The organism is Romboutsia timonensis (assembly GCF_900106845.1).
Taxonomy (GTDB): Bacteria; Bacillota; Clostridia; order Peptostreptococcales; family Peptostreptococcaceae; genus Romboutsia; species Romboutsia timonensis.
In genome coordinates, this window is sequence record NZ_LT629850.1 from 898,117 (window position 1) to 919,424 (window position 21,308).

Consider the following 21,308-nt stretch of genomic DNA (forward strand, 5'->3'; position numbering starts at 1 on the left):
TTGAAGTTACTTTCTTAACGTATTTGTTTTGTTTTAATATTATTATTTCCTCTTCTGTAAATAATTTTTTACTCATTAAAATTTTCTCCGATCTAATTATTATTTATTTAATTATATACAAAAATACCCTATAGAGTAGACCTTTTTATTAGCTGTCTATTCTATAGGGTACATTTTAAAATTACCAAATCTACAGGTATTTTAATATGTAAAAATTTTAATTACAATGGAAAAATAATCCTAATGAAATACAATAATAATTAGTTTATAAATAGACAAAAATAGACTATAATATAAATATTAGTAAAACCAAAGGAGGAGATTTTTATGGAAAGTAAAATACTAGAAATTTTACAGTCATTACAAGATGGCCAAAAAAGAATGGAAATTAGATTAGACTCAATGGAAAATAAAATGGGTTTAATGGAAAACAAAATGGATTTAATGGAAAACAAAATGGATTTAATGGAAAACAAAATTGGTTCAATAGAAACTAGGATAGATTCAATTGAAAGTCAAATAAATGAGAATACTCAAATACTAAAGGCTTTAGAACATAAAGTAGATGTAATAAAAGCAGAACAAGAAAACATAAAACATGATATAGCACATATAAAAGGTGATGTTGAAGCAGTAAAAAAAGATATAACAAATGTGGAAGTAATAACAGCAAGCAACTGGGCGGATATAGCAAAATTAAAAGCGGTTAAGTAAATTAAAGCCCTGACAATTTGTCAGGGCGAATTACTTTAAAGGAGACTACTTTCTCTCCCAAGCTATAAGGACAAAGTCTTTGCCAGTTTCGGCTTTTAATGTACGTTCAGCTTTTTCTATTGCTTCCCTTTCACTTTCCTTTACTTTGGCTATTTCAAATGATGTATTTTCCATTGATGATATACCTCCTATAAAGTAAATTCACTATATTTTGTGTTTATATAGTTATTTTTATACACTAATAAGTATTTATAAATTATATAAATAAAAACATTCTTAAAAATTCATAATAATCATTAGTAACAAATTTTATAGTTTGAGAATCTAACTTTTCAACACCTGGATAAAAAGATGCTCTATAAGCTTTAAAATGATTTCTAAACTTTATTTCAATTTCAAATTTTTCCGGTAATTTTATCATATGTCTAGATAAATCACCAGATAAAGCCTCTTTAACACCTTCATTTATTCTTTTTACAGCTAAATTTGGATGAATTGATACAGAACCATTGCCAATGCCCTTTGAAACGGCAACTGTAACTAAATTAGGGAAAATTTTCTTTGCATTTTCACAAAGCATTTCATCACCACTTAAAAATGCTACAGGTATGCCATAATATATAGAAGTATAAGCATTCATAATAAATTCAGAAAGTATCATACCATTTAATTTTATATAATCATATTCAACACTATTCATAGTATGTGCTAGTGGATTGCCATCTTCCGAAGCAGCACTATGATACCCTATAAACATTGAAGCATCAAAACCTTCATCAATACCAGCCATCATCATGTGTGGATTTCTAGCCCACCCACGAAGTATTCTTGTATTTTCAGGTAACATTGATGGATTTATACTTCTTGCACTTCCATGTGCATCCTTTACAAATATATCATCACAACCTAAATCATTTGCACCTAAACAAGCTGCATTAACTTCCTTAGTCATTTGTTCCTTATGATATGTAGCTTGAGGGTCATGCAAATTAGTTTCCTCCCAATCAACAATTCCACAAGTACCTTCAATATCTGCACTAATATAAACTTTCATAAATCTACCCCCTAAATAAATTTTAAGTGTTTTTTATTGATATTTTTCGATATTTATAACCCTTGAAAGAAGAAAATATATAAGCTAAACCTACATTTTAAGCAACGGATATATCCAAAGTGTTTCGCCAACACGTTGCTCAAAGCGGTAGCAAGGATATATCGTTGGCGCTATGAGCAAAGCGAATTTTAAGCAACGGATGTATCTGAAGTGTTTTGCCAATATATTGCTCGCAAGTATATTTCGTTATAATCCATGAGCGAAGAGTAAAATACATAAGCTGAACCGACATTTTAAGCAACGGATGTATCCGAAGCGGTAGCAAGGATATATCGTTGGCGCTATGAGCGAAGCGAATTTTAGCTTGGAGGAGGACTTATATATTCTCACCGAGCGGACTATATCTTAAGAATTACTATAGCTTTGCAAAAGACAATGTATTCAACACATGAAGCATAACCCCTATCTCTAAGCAATCCTCATCTATATCAAAATCAGCAGTATGCAAAGGCGATAAAATATTTTTCTCTTCATTTCTACACCCTAAATGATAAAAAGCTCCTTTTGAATGTTCTAAGAAAAATGAAAAATCTTCTGCTCCTAAAGAAGGATGCTTTCTAAATACTACATTATCCTTTCCTAACAAGTTTATCGCATTTTCTTTTACTATATCTACAACAAAGTTATCATTAACAAGTGGTGCATAGCCTTCCTCAATATCAACACTACCTTTTGCACCAAGGCCTTTACAAGTAAAGTCTACTATTTCTTTTATTCTTTCTTTAGTATATCTTCTAGTATCAGGGTTTAAAGTTCTTAAAGTACCGCCAAGTGTAACTTTTGGGCATATCACATTTTCTTTTATACCACCATTTATAACTCCAAGAGATAATACTACAGAATCTACAGGATCTATATTTCTACTAACTATACTTTGAAGAGCGCATATAACATGACCTGCTGCTACTATTGCATCAACTCCTTGATGAGGATAAGCACCATGACCTTGTTTACCTTCAATAGTTATACTAACTGTATCAGTTGAAGCATTCATAGAACCATATTGAAGCTCAACCATACCTGTATTTATATGTGGCATTACATGAAGTCCTATAGTGTAGTCAACCTTAGGATTTTCCATGCAACCATCTTTTATTAGAAGTTTTGCACCTCCAACTGTTTCCTCTGCTGGTTGGAATAAAAACTTAACATTTACATCTAGTTCATCTCTCATATCATATAAAACTTTACAGCTTCCAAGAAGTATTGCAGTATGAGCATCATGACCACAAGCATGCATTTTACCACTATGTATAGATTTATAACTTTTATTATTAGTTTCTACAATAGGTAAGGCATCTATATCAGCCCGAATAGCAACTGTATTTTTAGCATTTTTATTAATGTAAGCCATAACCCCTGTATGATTAGGGTAAGTAGTATAATCTATACCTATTTCTTCTAAGTATTTTATAATTTTTTCTTTAGTTAAAAATTCTTCAAGACCAAGTTCTGGAGTTTTATGTAAATCACGTCTTACATCTATTAACCATGACTTTAAATTCTTAATTTTACTTGTTAAACTGTTCACTTAATCACCCCTATTTAATGATAAGTTAATTATATCAATATTGTATTTATAAAAATGGAATAAATTGTATATGGCATTTTTTGCAATATGATAAGCATCATTTTCAAAAAAAATATCTAAAAATGATATATAATAAAAAGGTCAAAGGGAATGAATGGGAATTTAGATTGATAAAAATTAAGTAATATTAGGGGGATATAATATGAGATTATTAAGACCTACATACGTTGAAGTAGATTTGGATATTATAAAACACAACATAAATGAAATAAAAAAAGTTATAGATAAAAATACTAAGTTAGGAGCAGTTGTAAAAGCAAATGCTTACGGTCATGGAGCAATTGAAGTTGCAAAAGTTTTAGAAGAAGAAAATGTTGACTATATATGCGTTGCAGGTCTTAATGAAGCTATCGAACTTAGAAATAATAATATAAAATTACCCATATTAGTAATGGGATACACTCCAGATGATTGTCTTGATATAGCAATTCAACACAATATAACATTGACGATATTTTCAAAAGAACAAGCTGAAATTTTATCAAATAAATCTAAAAAAACAACCCAAAAAGCTAACATACATATAAAAATAGATACAGGATTTAATAGATTAGGATTTAAGATAGACGAAAGTTTACCATCTACAATCAATTATATATACAATTTACCAAATATAAATGTAGAAGGAATATTTTCGCATCTAGCACTTAAAGATGAGAAAAGTGATTATGATCAATTTAATAAATTTATTAATCTATTAGATAAAGTAAAACGTATTAATATACCTATAAAGCATATATGCGATAGTATAGGCATGGTTGCTTATAAAGATTTTCATATGGATATGGTTAGGGTTGGAGCAAGTTTATATGGATACAATAGTAGAAAATCAGAAATGGATTTAAAACCTGCTATGACTTTTAAATCTAAGTTTGCACAAATAAAAACTATTAAAAAGGGCGAAGGAATAAGTTATGACTACTCATATATAGCAGATAAAGATATGAAAGTAGGAACAGTCCTATGTGGATACTCAGATGGTATACCAAGAATACTATCAAATAAAGGGTATGTCTATGTAAATGGAAAAAAAGCAAACATACTAGGTAAAATCTGCATGGATCAATGTATAGTTGATTTAACAGATATCAAAGACGTTAGTATGGATAGTGAAGTTATTTTTTATGGAAATGGCGGACCTAATTTACTTGATGTAGCTAATTTAGCAGATACAAATAGAAATGAGCTATTAAGTATAGTATCAAGAAGAGTTGACAGAGTATATATAAAAGATAAAAAAATATATAAAATATTAGATTATTTAAGCTAGTAGAATATCTAAAAAGGGGGGAGATATAATGATCAACATTATATGGATGGTATTACTAGTTGGGGGAATAACTATAGGTGTTTTAACTGGTAATACACAAGCAGTTACAGATGCGTTAATGAGTAACGCAGAAACAGGAGTAGAATTAGCAATGGGGCTAATAGGTATGATGGCTTTATGGTTAGGGCTTATGAAAATAGCTGAAGAAGCTGGTTTAGTTAAATTAATAGGAAATGCACTAAAGCCTATAATGAAGTTTTTATTCCCAGAGGTTCCAAAAGACCACCCTGCTATGGGATCTATGGTTATGAATATAGCAGCAAACATATTAGGACTTGGTAATGCAGCAACACCACTAGGTATAAAAGCTATGCAAGAACTTCAAGAATTAAATGAAGAAAAAGATACAGCATCAAATGCAATGTGTATGTTTTTAGCAATAAATACTTCATCAGTAACATTAGTTGCATCAAGTGTTGTAGCATATAGATTAGCAGCAGGTTCTAAAAACCCTGCAGAAATAATTGGGCCAACATTAGTTGCTACAATAGCATCTACATTAGCTGCAGTAGTAGCTGTAAAAGTATTTGAAAAGTTTTCAAAAAATAAAAAAACAAAATTAGTAGCTAACAAAACATTAGCAGCTAGTAAGGAGGACTAATTATGTTTGAAAATATAGTAAATGCAATATCACTTTATGCAATACCCTTTATAATAGTATCAATAGTATTATTTGGAGCATTTAAAAAAGTTAATGTATATGAAACATTTACAGATGGAGCAAAAGATGGTTTTAAAACAGCAGTAACAATCATACCATTTTTAGTAGGTATGCTAGTTGCAATAGGTGTTTTTAGAGCATCTGGAGCACTTGATTTAATAACAAATGCACTATCACCAATAACTAGTAAAATAGGAATGCCAGGAGAAGTTTTACCAATGGCACTTATAAGACCTTTATCAGGTGGAGGAGCATCTGGGGTTATGAATGATTTATTTACAACTTACGGACCAGACTCACTAATAGGTAGAATGGCATCTGTAATGAATGGATCAACAGAAACTACTTTCTATGTACTAGCAGTTTACTTTGGAGCAGTAGGGATTAAAAAGACTCGTCATGCACTTCCTGCAGGACTTATAGCAGATGTTGTAGGTATAATAACTGCTGTTGTTGTAACAAACATAATGTTTTAATTAAAGGGGAGATAATATGATATATCCAAAAGGAATAAAAAAGGGAGATACTATAGGTATAGTAGCACCATCTGGACCGTTTAGAGCTACAACTTTAGGTGAAATAGAAAATGCATTAAATGACTTAGGATATAATGTTAAGTTCGGAGAAAGTTGTTATGGTTCTTATAAAGGATATTTATCAAGTGAAGATGATATAAGAGCAAAAGATATTGAAGATATGTTTTTAGATAAAACTGTAGATGGAATATTTTGTTTAAGGGGTGGATATGGAACACCTAGAATATTAGACTTAATAGACTATAATATTATAAAAAATAATCCTAAATTCTTTGTTGGATTTTCAGATATAACAGGACTACATATAGCTTTTAATAAATACGCTGATTTAGTAACATTTCATGGGGTAATGGCAGGAACATCTCCTAAATGGGATGAATTTACTTATAACTCTTTAATAAATGCTTTAAATAACAATGTTACTAAGTTTGAAAATCCAAATGATGAACCTATATATACAGTTGTAAAAGGTCAGTGTGAAGGTGAATTAATAGGTGGAAATTTAGCATTAATAGCAGCAGGTATTGGAACTAAATATGAAATAGATACAAAGGATAAAATACTATTTATAGAAGATGTTGGAGAGGCTATATACAGATTAGATAGAATGTTAACTCAGCTATCACTAGCAGGTAAGTTTGATGATTGTGCTGGGATTGTATTTGGTGATTTCTGTGATTGTAACAAGGAAAATGATGATGATTTTGAAATTTTAGAACTTATACAAGATAGAGTATCTAAGTACAATAAGCCTTGTATATTTAACTTAAAATCAGGTCACTGTACTCCAATGATAACACTTCCTTTTGGATGTAAGTATAAGTTAAATGCTACAGAAAAAACTTTAGAATTAATAAAATAAATTATAAAAATGAATCTAATTTTAGGTTCATTTTTTATTGTAATTATATCGCTATAATTTTCCATAGAATTGTAAATGATTTATTGACTATAATAGAAATAATAAAATAATCTAAAAAGCCAATATAAGGGAGAGCAAAATGAAGAAAGGATTATTAAATTATGCAACTATTATAAGCATAACAATATTAATCATTTTAAATGGTACAACCTCAATATATGCATATAATATTTTAGAAAATAATGACAAAACTTTAGATATATTAGTTATAAATTCATATGATTCTAAGAATGAATGGGAAAACCATGTATTAACTGGATTTGAAGAAAAATTAAAACAAATAAAGCCACAAGACTTAGATTTAAATATAGATTTAGAATATCTAGATATAAGAAAAAGAAATGATAAAGATTATTTAAATTCTTTTAAAGAATTATTAAATAAAAAGTACCAATATAAAGATATAGATGTAATATTTGCTGTAGATGACGAAGCCTTTGAGTTTGTAAAATCAGAGGTTCTAAATCCAGATAGTATAATGTATCATAAACAGATATTATTTACTGGAATAAATGGTAATGTTGAACTTACAGATGAACATAAAAAATATATAACAGGTATATTACAATCTAATACAGATGAACTATTTAATTTGATATTATATCTTCACCCTAATATAGATACTATAAATGTTATAATTGATGAATTTACTTATTCAAATATGGTGAAAGAAAGAATAGAGTCATCAAAATATTTATTTTTTAGGTCAGTAAAAATTAATTTTATACAATCTAATTATATTGAAGATATACAAAATAAATTAAAAAAAATTGATGACAAAAATCAAGCTATTATTCTTACAGGAACATTTATGTATAAAAATGATAACTCACATGTAATGTTAAAAGATGTTGTTAACGATATAAAAGATATAACTAAAAATCCTATATATACAAACAATTATGCATATGTTTTTAATGGTGTAATAGGTGGAGTTGTAGCAGTAGGAGAATATCAAGGTAGTTATGTAGCTAAAGAAATAATTAATATATTAGAAGGTAATAAAGAAGAATATGGTATATTACCAAAGCCTAGTGGAGTATTTATGTTTGATTATAAACAAATATATAAATATAATATAGATACTTTAAAAATTCCAAAAGATAGTACAATATTAAATAAACCTAAATATAAACTTTTATTACCTAAATCAATTAAAATAACAATATTTATAGTATTTATTTTGTTGATTTCAATAGGAATTTATGTAGTATATAAGTTTATAGCAGAAAGAAAAAAATCAACTAGAAACAAACAACTATATGAAAAAGCCAAAGAAAGAGAAAAGTTAAAAACTGATTTTATAGTAAATATGAGTCATGAACTTAGAACTCCTCTAAATGTTATACTAAGTACAAGTAAGGTAACAGAGCTTAAAATAAATAACAATGACTATGATAACAAATATCTATTGGAAAAATTAGAACAAATAAATAAGAATTCAAATAGATTATTAAAATTGGTAAATAACCTTATAGATATAACTAAATTTGAACTGGGAAGTTATGAACTAAAATTAGAAAATTTAAATATAGTAGAAGTTGTTGAGAATATAGTTTTAGCAAGTGTTGACTACTCAACATGTAAATATATTGATTTAATATTTGATACAGAAGAAGAAGAAATAATAACTGCAATAGATGAAGATAAAATAGAAAGAGTTATACTTAACCTTTTATCCAATGCTATAAAATTCACACAAAAAGGTGGATCAATATATGTATATATAAAAAGAGTAAAAGACGAAGTTTTTATAAGTGTAGAAGATAATGGTATAGGGATACCAAAAGATAAGATAAATGAAATTTTTAATAGATTTTATCAAGTTTCAGACACATTAAAAAAACATGAAGAGGGAAGTGGTATAGGTCTTTGTATAGTTGAAGAAATAGTAAATCTTCACGGTGGAAAAATAAATGTATATAGTGAAGTAAATAAAGGTACTAAATTTGAGATTATATTACCTATATACACAGTAGAAAAGAACTTTAAAAATTTACAGATAAAAGATATACAACAAATTGTAAAACTTGAAATGTCAGATGTAGATACAAAAGAAAATTAATGTTATATAAATAGGGTGCCATAAAATGGCACTCTTTTTATATACTAAGGTACTATAAAATATATACTAAGGTACTATAAAATATATATTATGTAGATATTTTATAATCAGAAAATTATTCTTTTAGGTATATTAATTCATAAATTGATTTTTAGAACAAGTCAATAAATTGTGGTAAAATTATACAGGTAAATCGTTATGTTGTGCATATTGGTAAATTTAGATATAATTATATTAATATTAATTATATTATAGGAGATTAGTATGAGTAAATCTAAGAGTATAAAAAGCAATGTAATATATGAAGATGGATTTTTTATGGGAGAAAAAGACATAAAAATTTATTACAAAAGCTATGAAGTAGAAGATAGTGAAGATGTAATTGTTATATCTCATGGATTTTGTGAAAGTAGTGAAAAATACAGAGAACTTATAAAAACATTTAATAAAAATAACTACTCTGTATACATAATAGACCATAGAGGGCATGGTAAATCAGGAAGACTTGGGATAGATAATAGCCAAATAAATGTTGAAGATTTTAATTACTATATTAAAGACTTAAAGACATTTTTAGATAGTATAGTTGTTCCTAACTTAAATGATAGAAAATTATACTTATTTGCACATTCTATGGGAGGTGCTATTGGAGCTTTATTTCTAGAAAAGCATAATAATTATTTTGAAAAAGCAATATTGAACTGTCCTATGATGGAAATAGATACAGGAAAGTATCCTAAAATAGTTTCAAAGATAGTATCAAAATTATTTTGTACAATAGGTATGGGTAATAAATATTTATTTGGACATGGACCATTTAATAGTAAACCAGATTTTATCAACTCTGCAACTAGTTCACGAAAAAGATATGATTCATATTTTAATAAGCAATTAGAACATAAAGAATTACAAACTTCAGGTGGATCTTTTAATTGGTTAAATCAAGCATTTAAAGGAATTAAAGAACTTTTAAAAGAAGAAAATATACAAAATATAAAGGCAGATGTACTTTTATTCCAAGCAGGAAAAGATACATTTGTAAAGCCTAATGGACATAATAAATTTGTATCTTTAGCTAAAAATTGTGAGTTTGTAAGGTTTGAAGATGCAAAACATGAAATATACATAGAAAAAGATGAAATATTTAATCCTTATATTGAAAAAGTTTTGGGATTTTACGATAAATAAAATAAAAAGTAAAAAAATAATATATATTGTATAAAACTATTGAAATTTTATATAAATATGTTAGAATATATAAAAATACAAATAAAAATGACTCGTATATTTGGCGGTAATATGGTCCGCAAGTTTCTACCTACTAACCATAAATTAGTAGACTACGAGGTATAGTTTAACTTACATTATATATAATATATATTTTTAAGATTGTTACTAAAGCCTCGATAATTTATCGAGGCTTTTTATGTTTAGTTAAACTTATATAAATCGAGTCATATACACTAAAAATAGGGAGACAGTGTAATGAAGCAAAATAATATCAAAACTAAAAATAATTTAATTTATGGAGTAAATGATAATCCAAATTTACTTACAAAGATACTGCTAGGGTTTCAACATATATTTGCAGCCTTTGGAGGAATAATAGTTGTTCCTCTTGTTATATCAAGTTCATTAGGGTTTGATCCAATTATGTCAACAGCAGTGATTAGTGCATCAATACTAGCAGCAGGTATAGCTACTATTATACAAGCAAATGGTGTAGGAAAAATTGGTTCTCAAGTGGCATGTATAATGGGTACAGATTTTACTTTCGTATCACCAGCAATATCAGTAGGTTCAGTTTTAGGACTTCCAGGAATAATAGGTGCAACAATATTAGGAGCATTTTTTGAAATTATATTAAGTTATTTTATAAAACCTTTAATGAAATTATTCCCGCCTATAGTTACAGGAACAGTTGTATGTTTAATTGGACTTACTTTAATTCCAGTTTCAATGGATTGGGCAGCAGGTGGAGTAGGATCTGATTCATATGGTAGTTTACTAAATGTATCTATATCAATGTTTGTTATGATAATTACATTATTTTTAAATAAATATGGAAAAGGAATTTTAAGTAGTGCATCAATACTTATAGGAATGGTTGTAGGATATTTAATATGCATACCTTTAGGATTAGTTGATTTTTCAGCAGTTAAAGATGCAAGTTTTGTATCTATACCTAAGATATTTGAATACGGTGTAACATTTGACTTAAAAGCATTAATAGCATTTTTACCAGCATACTTTGTTACAACAATAGAAACAGTAGGATGTTTAAAGGCAATAGGTGAAGTATCTAATGTAGATATGAATGACAAAAGAGTTGGTTCTGGAGTACTTGCAGATGGTGTAGGAAGTATATTTGGTGGAGTAGTTGGAGCATTTCCAAATACTTCATTTAGTCAAAATGTAGGACTTATACCGTTAACTAAAGTTGCAAGTAAACATGTTGCAGTTATGGCAGGAATACTTCTTGTAGTACTTGGGTTATTCCCTAAATTTGCAGCACTTATAAATGGTATACCACAACCTGTACTTGGTGGAGTTGGTATAGTAATGTTTGGTACAGTTGCAGCAGCAGGTATAAAAACTTTAAGTAAAGTTGAAATAAATGATAGAAATTTACTTATAATAGCAACTTCTATAGGTTTAGGTTTAGGTGTTACATTTAGACCAGACTTTATATCTAATCTTCCAGAAGGATTACAAATGGTATTTTCATCAGGAATATCAACTGGAACAATAGTTGCATTAGTTTTAAATATAGTATTAAAAGATGATAAAAATAACGAAATTGAAAATATAAAAGATTTAGAATGTGAGGGAGCATAATGAAAGAGTTAAAAAATCGTATATTAGAAGACGGAAAAGCATTAAATGAAACAGTACTTAAGGTTGATACATTTTTAAATCATCAAGTAGACTCAAAGTTAATGTATAATATGGGGACTTATTTTAAAGAGTACTTTAAAAAACATGGTATAACTAGAATACTTACTATAGAAAGTTCAGGAATAGCACCAACGGCTATGACTGCTATGCAAATGGATTTACCTATGGTAATACTTAAAAAACAACAATCAAAAATATTAAATGGAAATGTATATCAAACAACAGTACATTCATTTACTAAAGGATCTGATTATGAATTAACTTTATCTAAAGATTATATATCAAAAGATGATAAAGTACTTATAATAGATGACTTTTTAGCTAATGGAGAAGCAGCACTTGGAGCAGTAAGACTTGTTGAAGAGGCAGGAGCTAAAGTTAGTGGAATAGGTATAGTTATAGAAAAGTCATTCCAACCTGGACGTTCAAAACTTGAGGAAAAAGGATATGAAGTTTATTCTCTTGCTAGAGTTAAGAAATTAGGGAAAAACTTAATAGAATTTATAGACTAGGTAAATTTATATAATATGAGCTGTCTCAAATTTGAGACAGCTTTTTTACGCTTAAGGATATTATAATACTTAAAAAAATGTGGACAACTTCTGAATGTAAGTAATATCAATAAGTTGGTTTTGAGCGTAAAAAAGATTTTGAGCAACGGACGAAGTCGTTGGCGACATGAGCGAAGCGAATTTTTTAATTAGAAACTAATACAGTACTCTTAACTATATCAATAATTTCACTTGGATGGTCAATTACATACTTAGGGTTAAAACTTTCAAGTTCTTTACGATCTCTAAAACCCCAAGTAACACCAACAACGTCCATACAAGCACTAATGCCAGTTTTCATATCAGTGTTAGTATCACCAATGTATAAGCATTCACAAGGGCTTACATCTAGCTTATTAGCTATAATAATAGCACCCTCAGGATCTGGCTTTCTCTTAACATTAGGCTTTTCACCAGATATATTATCAAAATATCCATTTCCAAAAATACTATCTACATTTTCAACTGTTTGAGCATGAGGCTTATTAGATAATACTGCTATTTTAATATCATTTTTCTTTAAAAAATCTAACATATCATGTATACCATCATAAGCCTTAACTTCATGCATACAATGAATTTTAAAATACTCCATATAAGTAATTAAAGCATCTTCATAATTTTCTAAACTATTATCACCACAATGAATTAAAGCTCTTTCAATTAATTTTTTATATCCATCACCGACAAGTATTTTATAAGTGTCTTCATCGATAGGACCTAAATTATACTTTTTTAAAGTTAAGTTACAGCTATAAGCGATAGCTTTTATTGAATTTATTAAAGTACCATCTAAATCAAAAATACAACATTTATACATCTTAATACCCCCTTATTTAACTTTTGTTACTATTTTATTATACATTATAAAATACTTGTTAATATAAAAAATAAGTATTTTATAAGTTAAATTTAAAATTATGAATCATAAACTATAAGATAGACAAATTGTAAAATCATATAATATAAAAAATTTAGGAGGTGATATTGATGAAAAAATACAAAGTATTTGAAATGCTAAAAAGAAGTCAAAATCTAAAATACCGTTTAGCAATAAACTCTTTAATAGTAGGTATATTGGTTGGATTAACTATTGTAGCACACAGAATAATTATAAGTAAATTGTCACCTATATTTTTAAATATTTACAAAAATGGTAGACATAATTTTATAATTGTACCATTTATATTTTTAACACTTATAGCATTAGGATATATAGTAGGAAAGTGTTTAAAAAAGCAACCTATGATAAGTGGAAGTGGTATACCACAGGTAGAAGGTATACTAACTAGAAATTTAAAAATTAATTGGTTTAGTGTATTAATGTATAAGTTTGTAGGAGGACTTATTTGTTTATGTGCAGGACTATCTGTGGGGAGAGAAGGACCTTCAGTGCAAATGGGAGCTTGTATAGGAGAAGGGGTATCAAAAAACTTAAAAAATTTAGATAATGAAGAAAAATATTTAATAACTAGTGGAGCAAGTGCAGGATTATCAGCAGCATTTAACGCACCGCTATCAGGGGTTATGTTTGCTTTAGAAGAAGCACATAAAAACTTTTCACCTTTAGTTTTAACATCAGCTATGATAGCATCTATAAGTGCTGATTTTGTATCAAAGCAATTCTTTGGATTAATACCATCTTTGGATTTTAGGAAAGTTGAATCTCTGCCACTTAAAAACTATTGGACACTTATAATTTTAGGAATAGTAATAGGGATAAGTGGGGTAATTTTTAATAAGGGAATTTTAAAAACTCAAAGTTTATTTAAAAAGTCAAAATTAAGTATTGAAATAAAATGCATAATACCATTTGTAATTACAGGAGTAGTTGCTCTTATTTATCCTATATTATTAGGAGGAGGACATGATCTTATTATGGCACTTAAAGAGCAAAACTTTACAGGAACTGTATTATTTACTTTTATAATAGCTAAGTTTCTTTTTACATTTATTTGCTTTGGCTCTGGTGTTCCAGGAGGAATATTTTTTCCTCTTTTAGTTTTAGGAGCATTAGTAGGGAACTTAATAGGACTTTTATTTACAACTTATTTTGGAATAGATAATACATATATTATAAATTTTATAATCTTAGCTATGGCAGGGCATTTTGCATCTATAGTAAAAGCTCCAATAACAGCTATAATACTAATATCTGAAATGACAGGTTCATTAAATCACTTATTAGCTCTGGGGATTGTTGTTATTATATCTCATTTAACTTCCGATATACTTAAATCAAGTCCAATTTATGAAAGTTTACTTGAACGAATATTAGAAAGATATGCTATAAAGGATAATTTAACAGAAGGAAAAAAATTATTATTAGAGATAGCAGTTAGTATGGATAGTGTAATGGTTGGAAAATGTATAAAAGATATTAAATGGCCCAAAAATTGTTTAGTTGTATCTATATTAAGAGGAGATAATGAGTTAATACCTAATGGAGATACTGAAATAATATGTGGTGATTACCTAACTATAATGACAGATGAGGAAATATACCAAGAACTATTAGATAGTATATAAAAAGATCTACATAATAGTATAAAAAATAGGTGACTTAATATAAGTTCACCTATTTTTATAATAATTACAATTATAAATTTTATAAAGCTTGTATTTCTTGATAAGTATCTATAGGATCGTCTTCCTTTGGTGACTTCTTAGATAAGAATACAAAGAATGATACACATAATATAATCTGAACCAAAGTAGATGCTGGAGTTGCTAATCCAACTTTAAATAAAGATACTGGCTCTATCTTACTCATAAGATAAGATACAGGTATTCTTACGCAAAATGCCCCAATAACACCTTGAATCATAACAAAAGTTGTTTTTCCACAGCCATTGAAATACCCAACCATACAAAACATTATTGCAGTAAATAAACAATCAATTCCATAAGATTTCATATAGTCCCAAGATGCTAAGATAACAGCTTCATCCTTAGTAAATATTTGAGAAAGTAAGTTTCCGTGGAAAAATGTAATATAAAACATTACAATTCCACACGCTAGGGAAGTTGCTACAGAATATAGAAGAACTTTTTTAGCTCTATTATATTTTTTCGCACCATAGTTTTGAGCAACAAATGCAGATACAGCTTGAGAGAATGATAATGGTATTAGCATTATAAATCCAACAAGTTTTTGAGCTACACCCATGCCTGCTGATGCAACTACTCCCATTGAGTTACCTATCATCATAATAACTAAGAAAGATAAGTTTACAAGTACACCTTGAATAGATATTGGTGCACCATATTTAATTATTTGTGAAGTTAAAGTTTTATGGAATTTTATACTTTTTCTAGAAAACTCAAAAGGAACACCATTTCTTTTTATTAATATTAAAGATAAAATAACACTAATTGCTTGAGCTAATACAGTAGCATAAGCAGCACCTGTTGCAGCCATTTTAAATACACCTACAAATATTAAATCACCGATTATATTTACAACACATGCTATAAAAACTGTAATAAGTGGTGTTTTAGAATCCCCAAGTCCTCTAAATACTCCGCCTATAACATTATAAGCAACTATAAAAATAGAACCCATACCACATATTTTTAAATATGAAACAGTACTATTAAAGGCTTCTTCTGGTGCTTGCATTAAAGCTGTAATATAAGATGAAAAAATAACCACAACTATAGTTGTAATTATAGCTATAATAGTGAATATAGAAATACCACTTCCTACAACATTTCCTGCATCTTTTTTATTTCCCTCACCAAGTTTTTGACCTATTAATATAGTAATTCCCATAGTAAGTCCATTAATCATTGCCGTTATAGCAGTCATTATTTGACTTCCTGTTGAAACAGCAGAGACATCAGCTGCACTACCAAACTGTCCAACTATAAGTAAATCCACAGCTCCATACATTGTTTGTAAAAATAATGCCATTAGTATTGGTATTGTAAATTTTACTAAAGGTGAGAATATTTTACCTTCTGTAAAATTAGACACTTTTGTCATAAATAAACCTCCTTTAAAATATTAAGTTTTGTACAAAACTATATATTTAAAATAACCATTAAATTTAAAAATGGTTATTCTAGATTATTTCTTATTTTATCAAGTACTCTGTAAAAGACATTTATTTCTTCTAAGGTTATATTCTCAGACAGTTTATTTTCAACTGAGTTAATAGCCATGGATATATTTTCATTAAGTATCATAGCTTTTTCTGTTAAAATAATTTTTTTTAAACGTGCATCTTCTGCAACAGGAACTCTTTGAATTAAGTCGCTTTTTTCCATATTATTTAACAGAAGACTAACAGATGAACGTTTTAAATCAAATTCTTTTTCTAAATCCTTTTGGAAGATATCTTTTTCTTTACCTTCCATATAAATAAAATCAATTACATAGGCTTGAGAAACAGTTAAATTATCATCGATAGAACTAATTACAGTAGCATCCATTTTCCTTGAAATTATATGATGTATTCTATTAATATCAAGTCCTAGCTTAAGTTTATTTTCAGATATCATAGGAATACCTCCTAAAAATATGTTTTGTACAAAACTATAATAACTATTATATATATTTATGTCAATGGTATCAGTTAATGTTTGATGATTATAGAAAATATATTTAGACATTTAAGTATGATTTTGATTGTATATTTAATAAATATAAAAGTATTTCGACAATTTTCAACTAAAAATGTTTAAATTTGTCGGAATATGTGATATAATTCTACATAATTAAATCAAAGATAAATTACAGATTAAAAAACTTAATTATTAAGTTTAAAGGGATTAAGATTAACCATAATCACAACCAGTTTACAAAATAGTAAAGCCTCTTTTGTAAACTCCCAAAATATAGGTCGATTAAAAACACCTTCTTTTATATATAAAGGTATTATATTGGGTAATGAATTGTAATTTATATAGCAATAAACAGGAGGATATATATGAAACGAAAGATTTCTAGTACACTAGCAGTAACGTTAATTGCTAGTAATATGCAATCTTTATCATTTGCAGAGGGCAATGAAAATTTAAAAGAATTGCCAAAAAAAGAAGTTAATATTGTAAATGAAAATATAGTAAAATCTGAAGACAAAAATTCAGATGAAACAAAGGTAGAAGAAATAGCATCTAAAGATGAAAAGTTTGAAGATTTAGAAAATAAAGATGTAACAGTTGATGAAAACGCTGATTCAAAAGAAAAAGCATTAGAAAAAGAAAGCACTAAACCTGAAGTATATGAAGCTAAAGGAAAATTAGAACTAGACTTAAACTTTTCTTTACCAATAAAATATACAACTGTTAATCAAACAAATATAACAGTAAATCTTAAAAAAGGTGATGAATCAGTTGGAAGTATAAAACTTGGTAATGACAACTTAAATGGGAATATAGGTTCTGATATAAGCTACAAATTAGAAGCAAAAGATTCTAAGAGAAACAACTTAGAAGCAAATGCTAAGGAATTAGCGTTCTACCATTTAACTTTTGAAAATCTTTCATTAGGTCAATATTCATTAGAAATTGTAGGTGATGGATATGAAACTGCATTAATAGAAAATATAGATGTTACAAAGTCTTCTAAGCGTGTATTAGCAGGAACTAGTGAAAATAAAGTAATAGTTGATGGTAAGGAAGAAGTTTATCCAGCAGTATTCTTAGCTGGTAATGTTGACTCTGATAACATAGTAAGTATGTCAGATTATAACGCTTTAAAAGAACAAATAAAAAACAATACTAAGGAACGTAAAATTGACTTAAATAGAGATGGAAAGACTGATATAACTGATTTAACATATATACATCAAAATATGAATAAAACTCAATCACAAGCTGTTATAGTTGATACTGATGTAATAATAAATCCTGAAAATGCTTCTATAGATATAGATAGTAACAAAGTAGAAGTTCAAGGTGATATTAAAAACATATTAAAAAGTGAAAATAGTTCAGTAGTATTACAAACTAAGATAGCAGATGATGGTACAGAAGTTGAAATATCAGAAACTAATCCTGTATCTATACCAATAAGTTTAGATAATACAACTAGAAGTGTTAATAAAACTGAGCAAATAGTAATAAAAGCACCATCAGCAAATGCACCATCAGCTGGTAATATAAAAATACCAAATGCTGGAGATAATGGAGAAGATTTAATAGTAGATTTCAACAAAGCAAGTAAATCTACTAGAAATGGTGTAGATGAAATAGTAATAGACTTAGGAAAGCAAGTAGCAGTAAGTCAAGTAACTATAAACATAACTGGAAGTAGAAGTAGTAAAAATCTAGTAGAAATATCTAAGGTTGAGTTTGTAAACAATGTTTACAAAGAAATTCCTAAACCAAAGATGAATATACCCGTTATTAATAATTTTACAAGTGGAACTGCAGTTGGAAATGAACACTTTGTTATAGGATGGGACCATGAACCAAATGTAACTGGATATGAAATAAAAATAGAAGAATTAAATGATAATGGAACAGTATCGAGAATAGATACTTATAGAACCAGTGAAAATACATTAAGGGTAGAAGGAGTAAATGGATACCAAATATATAGAATGAGTATTCAATCTTTAAGTGGAGATGACTGGAAGAGTGGATATAAAGATGAACAAGAAGGGTATGACAAAACAGCATCTGGAGATACAAACTTATTAAATAACTCAAATGATAAGGATGGAATACCAGACAATGTAGATGCAGACTATAACACACAAGGATGGAATTCAGCTAGTGGTGTATTAGTTAAGGATAATAAAATTTACGGAGCTGATTCTATAGTTGAATTACAAGTTATACCAGAAACAAGACCAGAAGGACCAGAAGGTATAACTGTAAAAGGTGTTTATAAGGGATTAGCTGTAAGTTGGAAATCTCATAAAAAGGCTAAAGATTATGACCTATATTATAGAAAAGTAGGAACAGGTGCATGGACTAAAGCTAATGACCCGAATGAGCCTAAATACGAAGATAGTAATCCTACAAATGATATACCAGATAATGTAACAGAATTAACTCCAGAACAAAAAACTGATAAAGATGAGTTAATAAGAGGCACTAGTTATAATATAAATAACCTTGAAGAGGGCGCAACATATGAAATAAAAATGACAGCTACAAATCATCATGGTACAGGTGGATTATCTAAGACTTATTTAGGAACTACAACTAAGCTTATAAATCCAATTGTTCCTAATTATAAACTTATAAATACACCTAATGATAAAACTAACCATATAGTAAGTGCTAAAGTAAAGCATTATAGAAAAGAAGAGTATCCAGAAGGAACAACACCAGAAGAAATAGGTATGATGACTGTTGATAATGATTACTCAACTTACTGGATGAACGATTCATGGGATGGTGGATATAACTGGGGAGCCCTAGGAATAACACCACACATTACATTAGATAAAGAATATACAATAGATACGATTAGATTTACAACTAGAAGAGATTCAGGTTATGAAAATCAAGGATTCTCAGATATAAAAATAGGTATTCCGGTAAAAGATGGTGAAACAGGTGGAACAATAAAAAATGGATATAGATATATTTATCCATCAGTTAAAGCAGAATTAGATAAAAATAAAAATAAATACTATACATTAGTATTAAATGAGCCTGTGACTACAAGTGAAATAATAATTGCACCAAGTACGTGGCCTGGAGATTCGCCTACGATATCTGAAATAAAATTATACCATTATGATAGCTTAAAGTCTGATGTAGCAAGCTTATTTAAAGATGATTTAATGTTAGAGTTAAGTGAAGGTGTTACACAAGAAAAAATAGATGAACTTATAAATAGAGCAAAAACTATAGATCCAGAATCTATGGAATATCATCCAGATCAAGATCAACTACTTAAAGACTTACAAAGAGCACAAGATTTATTAAATGATATTAACTTAAGTGATAATATAAAAATATTAGATTCAGGAATAAGAAATCAAGGACAAACAATAGGACAATCTAATAATTATCAAGCGTTAGGTGTAGCTGTAAAACCTGGTGATAAAGTAAATATCTATATAGGTTCAAGTAGAAAAGATACTAAATTTAACTTAGCTATAACACAACATAATGGAGAAAGTAGTACAGGTTACCAAGTTTATAACCAAAAATTAAGTGTAGGTAAAAATGAAATAGTAATACCAGAATCTAAGTTTAATATGGATTATGAAAAAGGTGGAAACTTATACTTAAGCTTTGACTCTAATTATGATGAAGTACAAAATGTACAAGTAAGAGTTAGTGGTGGAACAGAAATACCACACTTAAATGTAAATAATCTTATAGATGACGCTGCAAATGAACAAAAAGTAAAAGAATTAATAAGAGAATATATTAAAAACTTAAAATCTTATGTAGCTACGTTACCAAGTAGATATCCATCACAAGTATCTGCTGAAGATAAGATAAACAATATTTATAGATATGATGCTGAAACTTCAATATTAAATACTACAGATATTGAAGGAGAAAGAATAACTTTATCATTACCAGCAGACCAAGTATTAAAAGGAATACAAGGTGGTTTATCTAGTGAAGAAGAACAAGTTCAAAGAGTATATGATACATTACTTGCTTGGGAACAAATAATGAAAATATCTTATGCACAACAAGGATTATTAGAAAACCCAGTTGACTTTGATGGCGATGGAAAAATAACTAATAATAAATTAGAAAAACTTGGTGGAAAGAGTGAAAATGAATACTTTAATGCCAATAGAGCTCCTAGAAACCGTATAAACATCAAATATCAAAGAATGTTTACAGGAGCATTTATGTATGCTTCAAGTCACCATGTTGGTATAGGTTATGGTTCTAGTGCAGGTATGATGACTGGTGTGCCATTTAAATTAGATGAAAATGGAAAGCTAATAAATTCTGAAGATGGACAATTATTTGGATGGGGAATAGGTCATGA

16 protein-coding genes, 1 pseudogene and 1 riboswitch are annotated in these 21,308 nt (G+C 28.2%); of the genes and pseudogenes, 11 read left to right on the forward strand and 6 right to left on the reverse strand.

The genetic code is table 11. The annotated features are described in order from the left end of the window. Positions 1 to 327 precede the first annotated feature (327 nt). Complete coding sequence (locus BN7997_RS06845; RefSeq protein ID WP_242873395.1) at positions 328 to 714, forward strand: hypothetical protein; 387 nt, start codon at positions 328 to 330, stop codon at positions 712 to 714. Positions 715 to 759: 45 nt separating this feature from the next. On the opposite strand, the gene BN7997_RS16205 is transcribed toward BN7997_RS06845, so the two are convergent. The 3 genes from BN7997_RS16205 to BN7997_RS06855 form a co-directional block, all read right to left on the reverse strand. Next, positions 760 to 888: a hypothetical protein gene (locus BN7997_RS16205; RefSeq protein WP_278335242.1), complete on the reverse strand. Its 129-nt coding sequence runs from the start codon at positions 886 to 888 to the stop codon at positions 760 to 762. Positions 889 to 970: 82 nt separating this feature from the next. After that, positions 971 to 1,768, reverse strand: coding sequence for a M55 family metallopeptidase (locus BN7997_RS06850; protein ID WP_071120089.1), 798 nt, complete (start codon positions 1,766 to 1,768; stop codon positions 971 to 973). Positions 1,769 to 2,183: 415 nt separating this feature from the next. After that, positions 2,184 to 3,359 (reverse strand): M20 metallopeptidase family protein, encoded by a 1,176-nt coding sequence (locus tag BN7997_RS06855; protein ID WP_071120090.1) that lies wholly within the window; start codon positions 3,357 to 3,359, stop codon positions 2,184 to 2,186. A gap of 202 nt (positions 3,360 to 3,561) precedes the next feature. Between BN7997_RS06855 and alr the strand changes: the two genes are divergently transcribed. The 8 genes from alr (at position 3,562) to BN7997_RS06895 (ending at position 12,343) form a co-directional block, all read left to right on the forward strand. Further along, the gene (gene alr, locus BN7997_RS06860; RefSeq protein WP_071120091.1) at positions 3,562 to 4,689 is read left to right on the forward strand and encodes an alanine racemase; all 1,128 of its coding nucleotides are present in this window, start codon (positions 3,562 to 3,564) and stop codon (positions 4,687 to 4,689) included. Positions 4,690 to 4,717: 28 nt separating this feature from the next. Continuing rightward, complete coding sequence (locus BN7997_RS06865; RefSeq protein WP_071120092.1) at positions 4,718 to 5,350, forward strand: nucleoside recognition domain-containing protein; 633 nt, start codon at positions 4,718 to 4,720, stop codon at positions 5,348 to 5,350. A 2-nt stretch (positions 5,351 to 5,352) separates the two neighbouring features. After that, entirely contained in the window at positions 5,353 to 5,886 is a 534-nt protein-coding gene (locus tag BN7997_RS06870; RefSeq protein WP_071120093.1) for a spore maturation protein, read from the forward strand. Positions 5,887 to 5,902: 16 nt separating this feature from the next. Beyond that, positions 5,903 to 6,808 (forward strand): S66 peptidase family protein, encoded by a 906-nt coding sequence (locus BN7997_RS06875; RefSeq protein WP_071120094.1) that lies wholly within the window; start codon positions 5,903 to 5,905, stop codon positions 6,806 to 6,808. Between the two features lie 139 nt (positions 6,809 to 6,947). Beyond that, complete coding sequence (locus tag BN7997_RS06880; protein ID WP_071120095.1) at positions 6,948 to 8,933, forward strand: sensor histidine kinase; 1,986 nt, start codon at positions 6,948 to 6,950, stop codon at positions 8,931 to 8,933. A gap of 264 nt (positions 8,934 to 9,197) precedes the next feature. Continuing rightward, complete coding sequence (locus BN7997_RS06885; protein ID WP_071120096.1) at positions 9,198 to 10,121, forward strand: alpha/beta fold hydrolase; 924 nt, start codon at positions 9,198 to 9,200, stop codon at positions 10,119 to 10,121. 72 nt (positions 10,122 to 10,193) lie between these two features. Continuing rightward, positions 10,194 to 10,296, forward strand: a riboswitch (purine riboswitch). A gap of 122 nt (positions 10,297 to 10,418) precedes the next feature. Next, positions 10,419 to 11,771 (forward strand): uracil-xanthine permease family protein, encoded by a 1,353-nt coding sequence (locus BN7997_RS06890; protein WP_071120097.1) that lies wholly within the window; start codon positions 10,419 to 10,421, stop codon positions 11,769 to 11,771. Further along, a complete protein-coding gene (locus tag BN7997_RS06895) occupies positions 11,771 to 12,343 on the forward strand; it encodes a xanthine phosphoribosyltransferase (RefSeq protein ID WP_071120098.1) in 573 nt (190 codons plus the stop codon). The genes BN7997_RS06890 and BN7997_RS06895 overlap by 1 nt, the downstream gene beginning before the upstream one ends. 184 nt (positions 12,344 to 12,527) lie before the next feature. Here BN7997_RS06895 and BN7997_RS06900 read toward each other — a convergent pair whose 3' ends face one another. After that, a complete protein-coding gene (locus BN7997_RS06900) occupies positions 12,528 to 13,202 on the reverse strand; it encodes an HAD family hydrolase (protein WP_071120099.1) in 675 nt (224 codons plus the stop codon). A gap of 170 nt (positions 13,203 to 13,372) precedes the next feature. Between BN7997_RS06900 and BN7997_RS06905 the strand changes: the two genes are divergently transcribed. Then, positions 13,373 to 14,911, forward strand: coding sequence for a ClC family H(+)/Cl(-) exchange transporter (locus BN7997_RS06905; RefSeq protein ID WP_071120100.1), 1,539 nt, complete (start codon positions 13,373 to 13,375; stop codon positions 14,909 to 14,911). Positions 14,912 to 14,990: 79 nt separating this feature from the next. On the opposite strand, the gene BN7997_RS06910 is transcribed toward BN7997_RS06905, so the two are convergent. Further along, on the reverse strand, positions 14,991 to 16,370 hold the full coding sequence (locus BN7997_RS06910) for an MATE family efflux transporter (protein ID WP_071120101.1): 1,380 nt from the start codon (positions 16,368 to 16,370) through the stop codon (positions 14,991 to 14,993). A 74-nt stretch (positions 16,371 to 16,444) separates the two neighbouring features. Next, a complete protein-coding gene (locus BN7997_RS06915; protein ID WP_071120102.1) occupies positions 16,445 to 16,888 on the reverse strand; it encodes a MarR family winged helix-turn-helix transcriptional regulator in 444 nt (147 codons plus the stop codon). A gap of 428 nt (positions 16,889 to 17,316) precedes the next feature. Between BN7997_RS06915 and BN7997_RS06920 the strand changes: the two are divergent. Further along, a pseudogene (locus tag BN7997_RS06920) lies at positions 17,317 to 21,308 on the forward strand (hypothetical protein); the annotation flags it as partial.